The following is a 12,789-nucleotide window of genomic DNA, read 5'->3' as shown; positions in this document are numbered from 1 at the left end:
CGCCGACGGACCCTCCAACCGATGCAGGAACCACAACCGCCGCTGCGCGAACGACAACGGCAACAACTCCGGACGCGCCACCCGCTCCAACCCCACCTGCACCCGACCCAACCGCTCCCCCAACACCAGAGCCAACTCCGCCGGCGAAGGCGCCGCGAAGATCTGCTGCAGGAGTGCCTCGACGCCCAGCACCGAGCGGATCCGGCTGGTCAGCCGGGTGGCGAGCAGCGAGTGCCCGCCCAGATCGAAGAAGCTGTCGTCGACACCGACGCGCTCCAGGCCCAGGATGTCGGCGTACAGCTCGCACAGGATCTGCTCCTGCGGCGTCCGCGGCTGCCGGCCGCCGGAGACCGTCACCTCCGGGTCCGGCAGCGCCCGGCGGTCGATCTTTCCGTTCGGGGTGACCGGGATCCGTTCGATCGGGGTGATCGTCGCCGGAACCATGTAGTCCGGCAGCAGTTCCTTCAGCGTCGAGCGCAGTTCGGAGACCAGTTCGCCGGCCGTACGGGCCACGGCGGGAACGTTGGCCTGCTCGACGGCCACGGCCGGGCGGTACACGTCGGCCAGCGGCTCCGCCTCCGCGGCGTCCGTCAGCACGACGTCGTACGTGCTCCAGTGATGCGACGACCAGGTCGGCACCGCCCGCATGCCGCGCGCCGCCGCCCACTGCCGTACCGCCTCGGGCTCGAGCTCGGGCCCCGCCGACGTCGGCACCGCGTCCGCGCCGTCCAGCGCCCGTGTCGCGGCCACGCCACCGGCCAGCCAGGGATTCGGGATCCGCGTCAGCCGCGCCGGACCGGTCAGCTCGTCCAGATCGGTGATGTCCCGGCCCCACACGAGTACGGGCAGTGCCGCGAGCCTCCGCGCCGGTGCGGTGTGCAGGACGACCTCGTAGCGGTAGCCGGTCAGTTCGTCCGACGTCCGGCCGGCCTTGAGCGACACCTCGACACCGGAGACGGCCGGATGCTCGAAGGAGGTGAAGAACTCCGGAGCCAGCAGCAGCTCCTTCTCCACCGCCATCGCGTGCTCCACCGCCGCTCGCAGCCCCTGGGTGCCGCGGAAGTCGTGCACCGCCGTGTGGAACACGCGGAGCAGGCCGTGGTGCCGGACGTCGCCGATGATCACCCGGCCGCCGTCGGCGAGCAGGTCCATGACCTGTGTCAGCACGTCGCGCAGATAGTCGGCGCTCGGGAAGTACTGCACCACCGAGTTGATGACGACGGTGTCGAAACGACGGCGGGGCAGGCCGGAGACGTCGTGCGCCGGTCTGCAGGACAACCGCACGTGGTTCCAGCCGCGTGCGCGGGCGAAGTTCTCGAGCCGGTCGACCGAGACCTGCGAGAGGTCGGTCCCCCAGTACTCGTCGACCACGTCCGCCAGCGGGGTCATCAGCAGACCGGAACCCGCGCCGATCTCCAGGACCCGGCCGGAACCGAACCGCAGCACCGCGTCCACCGCGGCCCGCTGCCATTCCCGCATCTCCCCGACCGGGATCGGGCCACCGGTGAACGAGCTGTTCCACCCCACGAAGTCATTGCCCGCGTCACCGGAGAAGCCGGTGTAGACCTGGTCGTAGAGGTCGTTCCACTCGGACAGTTGATCCTCGAAGCCCGCGGTCGCCGCCTCCGCAGCCAGCACGGTGTACGCCGCCAGGGAAACGGATCCCGAACGGTCACGGCGCGGCACCACCACGGCCCGCTCGACCGACGGCTGGTTCGCGAGGACGCGCTCGACCTCGGCGGGTTCGACGCGGAAGCCCCGGACCTTCACCTGCTCGTCGGAGCGTCCCAGGTATTCCAGGTCTCCGTCCGTGTTCCACCGGACGACGTCGCCGGTCCGGTACATCCTCGATCCGGGGGCACCGAACGGGTTCGCGACGAACCGCGACGCCGTCAGGCCGCTCCGGCCGAGATAGCCCCTGGCCAGGCCCGCACCGCCGATGTACAGCTCGCCCGGCACGCCGGGAGCGGCCGGCCGGAGCGTCTCGTCCAGGACGTACAGCCCGGAGTCGAACACCGGCCTGCCGATCGGTGCGCGCGCCTCGGCCAGCGGGTACGTGTGCGAGGCGGCGATCGTGCACTCGGTCGGGCCGTACGCGTTCACGACATCCCGGCCCGGCAGCCACAGCCGGACCAGCTCGGGCGGGCAGGCCTCCGCGCCGACGCTGAGCATGCGGAACTCGGGCAGCCGGCCGGCCGTTTCCGGCGCCAGGGTGCTCAGCGCGGACGGCGGGACGTGTGCGTGGGTGATGCGGTGCTCGGTCAGTGCCCGGGCGAGTTCCTCGCCGGCCAGGCGGTGCTGGCCGGCGATGACCAGCCGGGCCCCGGAGCTGAACGCCCACACCATCTCCAGCACCGAGGCGTCCACGCTCGGCGACGACAGTTGCAGCACGCGGCTGTCCTCGTCCGCCGCGCACCGCTGCCGCAGGGTCTCGGCGAAGGCGGCGAGGCCGCGGTGGGTCACCACGACGCCCTTGGGCTGTCCGGTCGAACCGGACGTGTAGATGACGTACGCCGGGTTGTCGACGTTCGCCGGCCGGACGCGGTCACGGTCGGTGGGGTTGTCCTCCCGGCCCGTCGGCCGGCAGGCGGTGCCGTCCTCGTCGACCGTGACCAGCTCGCAGGTCAGGTCGGAGGGCAGGTTCTCGACGCCTTCGCGGGTGGTCAGCACCAGCCGGAGGGCCGAGTCGGTGATCACGTGCCGGTTGCGGCGGGCCGGGAAGACGAGGTCCACCGGCACGTACGCCGCGCCGGCCTTGAGCACCCCGAGCAGCGCCGCCACCAGGCCGGCGGACCGCGGCATCGCGATGCCGACCAGGTCCTCCGGGCCGATGCCCCGGTCGATGAGCCGGCCGGCGACATGGTTGGCGCGGCGGTTCAGCTCACGGTAGGTCCATACGTTTCCGCCGTCGCTCACGGCGACCGCGTCCGGCGTGGCCGCCGCCTGCCGCTCGAACAGATCACCGAAGGTCACCGGCACAACGTCCTGGTCGTACCGGCTCCACCCGGCCAGCCGGGACTCGTCGTCGGGGGTGGTGACGTCCAGGGTGTCGATCCGGCGGCCCGGGTCGGCGACGATCTGGCGGATCAACTGGGTCCAGCGCTCGACGACGGCCTGTACCGTCTGCCGGTCGTACAGGTCGGCGGCGTACTCCGCCGTGCCGCTGATGCCGGCCGGGGTGCCCTCGGGCGTCGCGCTCTCGGTGACGCTCAGCGACAGGTCGAAGCGGGCGGTGCCGGTCGGCACCGTCTCGGCGCGTACCCGGAGTCCGGGCAGGTCGAACGGGACGGAGGTGTTGTTCTGCAGGACCAGCGCGACCTGGAACAGCGACTGGCGCCCGGCGGCCCGGTGCGGGTTGAGGCTCTCGACCAGCTGCTCGAACGGAATGTCCTGATGGCTGTACGCCGCGAGGCTGGTGTCGCGCACCTGGTGCAGCAGATCCGCGAACCGCGGGTCGCCGGACGTGTCGGTGCGCAGCGCCAGCATATTGACGAAGAGCCCGACCAGGTCGTCGAGGGCAGGCTCGGACCGGCCCGCGACGCCGGCGCCGATGGCGATGTCGGTGCCCGCGCCGAGCCGGGTGAGCAGCGCCGCCAGGGCCGCCTGCAGAACCATGTAGACGGTGGCGCCGTTGCCGCGGGCGAGCTCCGAGATGCCGGCGTGCAGCTCGGCGTCCATGGTGATCGGGACGACGCCGCCCTGGTAGGTCGCCACAGCCGGCCGAGGCCGGTCGCCGTGCACGGTGATCTCGTCGGGGAGCTCGGCGAGCTGCTCGCGCCAGTACCGCGACTGCTCGTTCAGCAGGGAGGCCGGGTCGTCCTCGTCGCCGAGCACCGCGCGTTGCCAGAGCGTGTAGTCGGCGTACTGGACCGGGAGCGGCGACCACTGCGGGGCGGCCCCGCCGCGCCGCGCGGAGTAGGCGGTGACCAGGTCCCTGGCCAGCGGCGCCCCTGACCAGCCGTCACCGGCGATGTGGTGGATGACGAGCATCAGCACGGACTCGTCCGGGCCGAGGGTGAGCAGCTCGGCCCGGACCGGGAGCTGCCGTGCCAGGTCGAACGCGTGCCGCGCCGACCGGCGCAGTTCCTCGTCCAGGTCCGCCGCGCCGACCCGGCGGACGGGCAGGTCCGGGCGTACCTCGTCGGGGTTCAGGATCCGCTGGTACGGCTGTCCGTCGATCTCGGGGAAGAGGGTGCGCAGCGGTTCGTGGCGGCGGACGACGTCGGCCAGGGCCGCGGCGAGCGCGCCGGTGTCGACCGCGCCGGTCAGGTGCAGGGCGAGCGGCATGTTGTACGTCGCCGACGGCCCTTGGAGCCGGTGCAGGAACCAGAGCCGCTGCTGTGCGAAGGACAGCGGGGTCCGCTCGGGCCGCGGCTGACGGGTCAGTTCCGGGCGGGCCGGGCCGGCCTCCTGCCGCCGCAGGTGCGCGGCAAGGCCCGCCGGGGTCGAATTCTCGAAGAAGTCCCTCATGTCGACGTCGAGGCCGAGGGTGCCGCGGATCCGGCCGATCAGCCGGCCGGCCAGCAGGGAGTGCCCGCCCAGGTCGAAGAAGTCGTCGTCGAAACCTGTCTGCGGCAGTCCGAGGATCTCGGCGAACAGGACCCGGAGCATGTCCTCCAGTGGGCTGCGCGCGGTCCGGTCCAGCCCGGCCGGGGTGTACTCCGGGTCCGGAAGGGCGTCGCGGTCGACCTTGCCGTTCGGGGTCAGCGGCAGGCTGTCGAGCAGCACGACGCTCGCCGGGACCAGGTATGACGGCAGTGTGGCGCGCAGTTGGTCGCGCAGCCGCGCCGCGCTCGTCCCGGCGGAGGCCGGCACCACGTAGGCGACGAGCTGCCGTTCCCCGCGGGCGTCGGGGCGTACGGTGACGGCCGCCTGCACGACGTCGGCCCGCCGCTGCAGCACCGCTTCGAGCTCGCCGGGCTCCACCCGGGCGCCACGGATCTTGACCTGGTCGTCGGCGCGGCGCAGGAACTCCAGCCGGCCGTCGGGCAGTCGCAGGCCGACGTCACCGGTGCGGTACATCCGCGATCCGGGCGGCCCGTAGGGATCGGCGAGGAAGCGGGTGGCGGTCAGGCTGGACCGGCGCAGATATCCCCGTGCCACGTTGGCGCCCGCGACGTACAGCTCGCCCGGCGTCCCCGGGGCGAGGTGCGACAGCTGGTCGTCCAGCACGTAGACGCGGGTCTGCTCGATGGGCGTGCCGATCGGGGCGTGGGTGCCGGTCAGCGGCGCGGTGAGGGTGGCGGCGACGGTGGTCTCGGTCGCGCCGTACCCGTTGATCAGGCGGCGGCCCGCCGACCAGCGGCGCACCAGCTCGGGCGGGCAGGTCTCGCCGCCGATGTGCACGGTGGTCAGGTCGGGCAGCTGGTTCTCGGCGCCCGGCGGAAGCGATGCCAGCACCGGGACCGGGAGCGTGACGCAGGTGATCCGCTGTTTCCGAAGCACCCGGAGCAGGTCGTCGCCGGAGAGCCGCTCGGTCCGGGGGACGACCAGGGTGCCGCCGGTGGCCACCGCGGTGAGCAGCTCCCAGATCGCGACGTCGAAACCGAGCGACGCCAGTTGCAGCACGCGCGGGGTGTCGCCGGGGGCGTACTGACCGGTGATGGCACGGGCGAGGTTGACCGTGCTGCCGTGGCTGACGCCGACGCCCTTCGGGGTGCCGGTGGAGCCGGACGTGTAGATGACGTACGCGAGGTGGTCCGTGGTGAGCGCGCCGATCCGGTCGGCGTCCCCTGGATCGCTGTCGGGCTGCGCGGCCCATGCGGCGGCGACGGACGGGTCGCCGATCTGAACGGCCCCGGGGAAGCTGTCGTCCGCGCCGCCGGTCAGCACCAGGGTCGGCGCGGCGTCGCCGAGCAGGTAACCGAGGTGCTCGGCCGGCAGGACCGGGTCGAGCGGCAGGTAGACGGCGCCCGCCTTCAGCGTGCCGAGCAGCGCGGCGACCTGGTCGATGCCGCGGGCGAGGGAAACGCCCACCGTCTGTTCCGGCCCGACGCCCCGCCCGATCAGCCACCACGCGATGCGGTTGGCGGCGGAGTTCAGTTCCCGGTACGACCACGAGCGGGTGCCGTCGGTGAGCACCGGCGCGTCGGGGTGCGCCTCGGCCATCGACTCGTACAACCGGACGAACGTGGGCCGCGCGCCGGGCAGTTGAGTCGCGGCCGCTACATCGGTAGAGGTCATGCTCTCTTCCATCGGGTCGTCGGGGCGGCGAGACCGTGATCCGTGATCAAGGGCGTCAGGTGCGGTCGAACGGACCGCGGTCGACCTGGAGCGGCGTGGTGTCACGGCCGACGAGGTGCTCCGGGCGCGGGGCACCGACCGGTCGCGGCGCGGCCGACACCGGGTTGTAGGTGAGGATCAGCAGGCGGCGGGCGAACGGGGAGACGTTGGTCCCGGACCCGTGGACGATCTGCGAGCTGAACAGCAGCAGGCCGCCGCGGGCCCCCTTGGGGCTGACCATCTCGTGCCGCTTGACCAGATCGGCGAGTTCGGCCGGGGTCAGGGAGTACGCGTCCGGGTCGATGTGGCCGGTGCCGTGGTCCTGCGTGGACGCTCCGCGCTCCAGCGTGCCGAGCCGGTGCGAGCCGCGCAGGAAGACCACCGGGCCGTTGAACTCGGTGACGTCGTCGAGGAAGAGCGCGACGTTCACCTGCGAGGCGGCCGGCATGTTGTCGGTGTCGCGCCAGACGATGTAGTCCTGATGCCACGCCCACTGCTCGCCGCCGAACGCCTGCTTCGAGTTGATCTTCATCTGGTGTACGTAGAGGTCCTCACCGGCGATCTGCCGGGCCGGGCCGAGCAGCCGCTCGGTGCGCACCAGCCGCTCGAAGAGGGAGTGGCGGGTGTGCGATGCGTAGATCGACCGTAGGGTGACGCCGTCGTTCTCGGTGATCAGACGCGGGCCCGGCACGCGCTGGTCCTCGGCCAGCGCGATGCACATGGTCTCGATCTCATCGCCGGAGAACGCGTTCTCCAACAGCACGAATCCGTCGTTGTGATAGCTCGCGAGCTGTTCCTCGGTGAGTTTCATGGCTCTCTCCGCGTGGACTTGGTCGGCAGGATGTCGTGACCGACGATCACGTCATGTGCGGCGACCCGAGGTGTCGGATCAGTGGTGGCGGAAGGTGATGCGCAGGGACCGTGGACCGGCGACCCCGGGCGTGTCGTAGTAGACGGGTGTGCCCGTCGCCTCGAACCGGCTGAAGCGGTCGAGCATCGTCTCGAGCGCGATGGCCAGCTCGAGGCGGGCCAGGGGCGCACCCAGGCAGTAGTGGATCCCGTGGCCGAACCCCAGGTGCTTGCGGGCGTCACGGTGGATGTCGAACCGGTCGGCGTCGGCGAAGTGCTGCTCGTCGCGGTTGCCGGAGATGAACGACAGCGACACGAACTGGCCCGCCGGCAGCTGCTCGCCGCCGACCGTGACCGCGCGGGTGGTGACCCGCGTGTTGCCGACGATCACCGGGCGGTACCGGAGGGTCTCCTCGATGGCCCCCGGAATCAGCGCCCGGTCGGCGCGCACCTCGGCCGCCGCGTCGGGGTGCTCGTCGAGCGTCAGGACGATGTTCGCCGGCAGCAGCGTGGTCGTCACATGACCGGCGAGCAGGAGGAGGTCGGCGAAGTTCACCACCTCTTCCTCCGTGAGCCGCTCCCCGCCGACCTCGGCCCGGGTCAGCCGGCTGATCAGATCCTCCTGGGGATCCGCCCGCCGCCGCCGGACGTGGATCCTCAGATGGTCCAGCAGCTCCTTCTGGGTGTCCTCGACGCGCTTGCGGACGGCCCCGTCCATCAGGTCGCCCTTGTCGAACGAGAGCAGGCGCTGTGCCCAGCCGCGCAACAGCCCCCATTCCTCCCTCGGCAGACCGAGCAGATCGCCGATCACCAGGACGGGAAGCGGATCGGAGAGGTCGGCGACGACGTCCATCTCGCCGCGGTCGGCGACCGCGGCGATGAGGTCGGCCGCGATGGCGGTGATCCTGGGCCGCAGTTCCGCGACCGCGCGGGCCGTGAACGAGCGACTGACCAGATCCCGCAGCAGCCGATGCCGGGGCGGATCCATCGCCGTCAGGTTGCCCGCGGTGAGGGCGTCGGTGCCCATCTCCCCGGGCAGGTACCGCCACAGCTCCGACGAGAAGGCGGCCGGGCCGGCGGTGGCCCGCGTGATGTCACGGTGCCGGTAGAGCGTCCACACGCGAGTGAGCGGATCCCGGTGAACCGGGTGGTTCAGCCGCATGTCCCGCAACCACCGGTGCAGCGAGCGCCCCCTGTCGAGGGAGTACGCCGGTGCTGTCGCGATGCCGGTTTGCCGAAGATCCATACACGCTCACGCCGCCCCGCCGTCGTGCAGCCGGAAGATTCCTGGCAATCCTTGCGACGGCGGGGCGGTCACCGCACCAGGGGCACACCCCAGAAACACCCCAGGGTTGAGTTCACGCGGACTCCGCGTAGTCCAGGGTTGTGGCGGCGAGCGCGGGTGCGAGCGCGCTGCGGGACTCGATGCCGAGCTTCCGGTATGCCTGGGTCAGATGCCACTCCACGGTCTTCACCGTGACGAACAGCTTCTGCGCTATCTCCTCGTTCTGCATGCCTTCCGCGGCGAGTTCGGCCACTCGCTGCTGCCTGGGGGTCAGCACCGGCCGGGGCCGGCGGCCCGCGGTGTCGGCGTCGATCGAGCGCAGTTCCTCGGTCAGCCGGCGGTTCAGGACGTGCGCGCCATGGGCGGCCGCCGTCTCGGCGGCGAGCCGCAGCTGCTTCCGCGCCGCCCCGGTCCTGCCGACTCGGCGCAGCACGGTGCCGTACGCCATCATCGTCCTCGCCATCTCCAGCCGGCCCGGGAAGTCCTCCATCAGACCGGCCGCCTCCTCCACCAGGGGCAAGCCGGCCGGCCCCGGGGTCAGCAGCCCCACGGTGCGCAGCGCGGTGGCAAGCGGCCCGGGGGCGTCGCGGGAACGGGCCTCGGCGAGCTCCTCGTGGGCGAGGGAGAGCGCTTCCTCGGTACGTCCGAGACGGTGCAGTGCGGTGACCGCCGACGACCAGCAGGCCCACGCGCCCGGGGTCAGGCCCAGGTCGGCGGTGATCCGGCGGCCCCTGAGCAAGTCGTCGAGGCCCTGTTCGAGCTGCCCCCGGGCGAGCCGCAGGCGGCCGCGGGCGCGCAGCAGGGGAAGGACGGCGATCATGTCCGTGCTGTCGGTGTCGATCAGGCCGGGATCCTCGAGTGCCGCGGCGGCCGCGTCCAGGGCGCCCTGCTCGATCAGGCTCTCGGCCCGCACGGCCGCGGCGAACGCCTGGACCATGCGGGGCGGGCGCTGCCCGCCGGTACCGGAGAGGACCAGCAGGGCGAGATCCCCGGCGCCGGTGATGTCCCCCAGCCGGTAGTCCACCGCGGCCCTCAGGCACAGGTCGAGCCCGGCGAGCGTGGTGTCCGTCCGGTTCGCGGTGTCCCGCAGGGTCAGGACCGCCTGCCGGGCCTCGGGCAGTCGGTCGAAGTGCGCGAGTGTCACGGCGGCCACCAGGCCGACAGTCCACCCGATGCTGTCACCGGCCGGGATCCGGGGCCGGTTCAGCAGATCGCCGACGAGCCGTCCGATGTGTTCCCCCGGCGTTCCCTGCCAGATCTGCTCCAGCAGTGCGTCCTCCGCGAGGTGCGGCCGGGCGGGGCTGCGCTGCGCGGACCGGTTGCGGAGTTCCTCCAGCCGCTCCCGGCCGCGGTCCCGGGTGTGCGGGGAGAGCTGCGCGATCCAGATCGCCGTCGCCTCCAGGCGCGGGGTGAGGTCCGGATCGCGCACCTCGGCGATCGCGGTCTCCAGGATCGCGAGCGCCTGGTCGAACTGGCAGTCGAGGGTGAGGGTCCGGGCGGCCTCCAGCGCCATCCCCGCCCGCTCGGCCGGGTTCATCGCGGATCCCGGCGCCGACGGGCTCTTCGACCGTCCTTGGCGTAAGTGTCCCAAGGTCCGCTGCATCCGGGTACGCGACCACAGGCTCGAGCCCTCGTGCGGCTCGATCAGCTCCTTGGCTGCCGGGGGGCCGTCGGCGGGGGGAACGTTGACCAGCTGCTCGGTGACCGCCTCCGACGGCGCACCGGTCTCCGCCAGCGCACGCGCCGCCCGGGCATGCAGGCGACCGCGTACGAAGGCGGGAATCCCGGCATACACCGCCGTGCGCAGCATGGGCTGCGTGAACCGCAGTGCCGGGCTGTCGGTCATCACCTCGGCGTCCACGAGGGCCGTCACCGCGTCGTCGACGTCGGCCTCGGCGCAGTCCGCCGTCTGCGACACGACCAGCGGATCCTCGGCCACGCCCAGTACCGCGACCGCACGGGCGACGGCGAGCGAGGAACCGGGCAGGCTCTGCAGGCGCCGCACCATCTGGCGCAGCACCCGGGCCGGGGGCCGCCAGGACAACGTTTCCCCGGGCGATCCCGAGCGGCCCGTGGCGGCTTCCGCCAGCACCTCGTGCAACAGCAGCGGGTTGCCGCCGGTGGCGTCGAAGCACGCCTTGGCCAGGTCCTCCGAGCCCGCCGTCCCGAGGATCGCGGACACCAGGCGGCGGGTGGCCCGGTCGCTGAGCGGGGCGAGCCGCAGCAGCGTCGTCTCCAGAGAGGCGCTGACTCCGCCCAGCCAGTCGACCGCCGGGCCCCGGTCGGCCGGGTCGAGGGCGACGGCGAGCAGCATCGGGGAGCGCGCCGCGCGGGCACACAGGTAGCTCAGGAACCGCAACGACGGCACGTCCGCCCAGCGGGCGTCGTCCACCACGACGACCAGGCGGCGGTCGCCCGCGAACCTGAGCAGATCTCTGCGCAGCTGGCCGAGCACGGCGGGCGAGGCCGTTGCCTGGGGGCCCAAGCCCTCCGCGGCCCGGACGGGGACGGCGTCCGCCTCGTCGCCCTGGCCCTGTCCGGCCGACTCCAGCAGCTGGGCGACGGTCCCGAACGGCAGGTCGCCCTCGAACTCGTTCCCGCGGGCGTGGAGCACGCAGAACCCGGCTTCGGACGCCCGCTGGAGAAGCAGTTCGAGGAGGCTGGACCTGCCCAGTCCGGCGGATCCATCGATGGCCAGCACACCGCCGTGACCAGCATGGAGCTGCCGAATTCTTCGTTCGATCTGCCGGATCTCCACACCCCTTTCGAGAAGGGGAAAAGGTAGTTTTTCAGACGGAGTAAACGCCATATCGAGAATCCCCCGTAACGCTGTCACGCGACACCCGGAGCGCTCCTTCCGGGCCTCCGATCATACATTCGGGTATAGTGCTCGTCCAGTGATATCCGCCTCCTGGGCGCCGTCGAGGCCGTACGCCGCCCACAGAAATGGACCGGACCTTCATTGAATTCCTCTGCGGATATTGCACAGGTTCGGATTTAGCACAAGGGCGCAAATCGGACAGCGAATGGAAATTCAAGGATGCCCATGAAAAGGGACACTGAGGAAATGGCCGGGAATCGCTCGGCGCAGAATATCCCGCTGATAGCCACCGATCCCCATGCCGCGTACGAGCATCTGCGTGAACAGGCTCCGGCCTGCCCGATCCGGTCGGTCGAGGGCTCACTGATGTGGATCGTCGCGCAGTACGGCGGCGTCCGTTCCGTGCTCGGCGACGCGCGTTTCGCGAACAACCCCGCTTCGGTGCCCGATGGCAAGGCGCCCCTCCTGCAGATCAACGCCATGCGCCGGCTGGGCCTCGACGAAGAGCTGATCCCCTACCTGGCCGACACGCTTCTGGACAGCGACGGCAAGGAGCACAGCCGGCTGCGCCGCCTGGTGACGCCCGCGTTCTCGGCGCGCAAGGTCAAGGCGCTGAGCCCTCGGATCGAACGCCTCACCGACGACCTGCTCGACGCCCTGCCGCGGGTCGCCGACGCCGGTGTGGCCGACCTGCTCGAGCACTTCGCCTATCCGCTGCCGATCACCGTCATCGGCGAGCTGGTCGGGGTGCCGGCCACCGATCTGCCCGCCTGGCTGCGCTGGACCCACGACCTCTCCTTCAACCAGCAGGCCCTGGGCGAGACGCTGCGGCCGCTCATCGACCACACCCACGACCTTGTCCGCCTGCGCCGCGCCGAACCCGGCGAGGACGTGATCAGCGATCTCATCCGGGCCCGGGACGCCGACGGCGACCGGCTCTCCGACCGTGAGCTGGTCACCATGGTGCTCAGCCTGGTCATCGCGGGGCACGACACCACCGCCAACTTCATCGCCAACAGTGTCTGGGCGTTGCTGACCCACCCGGATCAGCTCGCCCTGTTGCGCGACGACCCGGGCCTCATGCCGCAGGCCGTACAGGAGCTGCTGCGCTGGTGCGGGCCGGTTCTGGTGTCCCGGATGCGGTACGCCACAGAAGATGTGGACCTCGGCTGGACCAGTTTCGAGACCGGTGACGCCGTCACGGCGGCGCTCAGCGGCGCCAACCACGATCCGCGCGAGTTCGAGGACCCCGGGAGGCTGGACATCACCCGGCAGCACAGCAGCCGGGGCGAGGTGCACGTGTCCTTCGGCTCCGGCCCGCACTACTGCCTCGGCGCGGCGCTGGCCCGTCAGGAGGCCGAGACGGCACTGAGCCGCCTGCTGGCCCGCCACCCCGACCTGGCTCTGGCCGTGCCCGCGGAGGAACTGCAGTGGCACGCCGTCTCCGGCATGCGCAAGCTGGCCCGGCTTCCGGTGCGGCTCTAGCATCCAGGACCTGTCCGACGGACCGGGCCGGAGGAGGAGCGGCGCCTCTCGGCGCACGCGAGCGGGCGTGGCGCGCCTGGCGGCAAGAGGCGGAGGTGACGCCGACGTCATCCGCTGCGCGGCAGCG

5 protein-coding genes are annotated in these 12,789 nt (G+C 71.8%); 1 reads left to right on the top strand and 4 read right to left on the bottom strand.

What is annotated here, in order from left to right; all coding sequences use genetic code 11:
- The 4 genes from HTV45_RS20055 to HTV45_RS20040 form a co-directional block, all read right to left on the bottom strand.
- A partial coding sequence (locus tag HTV45_RS20055; protein WP_215207192.1) for a non-ribosomal peptide synthetase occupies nt 1-6,183 on the bottom strand: 6,183 nt, incomplete at its 3' end.
- Nucleotides 6,184-6,238: 55 nt separating this feature from the next.
- Complete coding sequence (locus HTV45_RS20050) at nt 6,239-7,033, bottom strand: phytanoyl-CoA dioxygenase family protein (protein ID WP_215207191.1); 795 nt, start codon at nt 7,031-7,033, stop codon at nt 6,239-6,241.
- Nucleotides 7,034-7,111: 78 nt separating this feature from the next.
- Nucleotides 7,112-8,317, bottom strand: coding sequence for a cytochrome P450 (locus tag HTV45_RS20045; protein ID WP_215207190.1), 1,206 nt, complete (start codon nt 8,315-8,317; stop codon nt 7,112-7,114).
- A 112-nt stretch (nt 8,318-8,429) separates the two neighbouring features.
- On the bottom strand, nt 8,430-11,165 hold the full coding sequence (locus HTV45_RS20040; protein ID WP_251692432.1) for a LuxR family transcriptional regulator: 2,736 nt from the start codon (nt 11,163-11,165) through the stop codon (nt 8,430-8,432).
- Between the two features lie 237 nt (nt 11,166-11,402).
- Here HTV45_RS20040 and HTV45_RS20035 point away from each other — a divergent pair, with 237 nt between their 5' ends.
- On the top strand, nt 11,403-12,662 hold the full coding sequence (locus HTV45_RS20035) for a cytochrome P450 (protein WP_251692431.1): 1,260 nt from the start codon (nt 11,403-11,405) through the stop codon (nt 12,660-12,662).
- Nucleotides 12,663-12,789: the final 127 nt, after the last annotated feature.

It is taken from the genome of Streptomyces sp. CHD11, from assembly GCF_018638295.1.
In the GTDB taxonomy this organism is placed as follows: domain Bacteria; phylum Actinomycetota; class Actinomycetes; order Streptomycetales; family Streptomycetaceae; genus Streptomyces.
The sequence above is the reverse complement of the archived record's forward strand: the minus strand, read 5'-3'. Positions and strand labels throughout refer to the sequence as shown.

What these genes read in the sequence shown, in the direction of transcription:
- HTV45_RS20045 (WP_215207190.1), bottom strand. Translation starts at nt 8,317, where the DNA reads ATGGATCTTCGGCAAACCGGCATCGCGACAGCACCGGCGTACTCCCTC.
- HTV45_RS20035 (WP_251692431.1), top strand. Translation starts at nt 11,403, where the DNA reads ATGAAAAGGGACACTGAGGAAATGGCCGGGAATCGCTCGGCGCAGAAT.
- HTV45_RS20050 (WP_215207191.1), bottom strand. Translation starts at nt 7,033, where the DNA reads ATGAAACTCACCGAGGAACAGCTCGCGAGCTATCACAACGACGGATTC.
- HTV45_RS20040 (WP_251692432.1), bottom strand. Translation starts at nt 11,165, where the DNA reads ATGGCGTTTACTCCGTCTGAAAAACTACCTTTTCCCCTTCTCGAAAGG.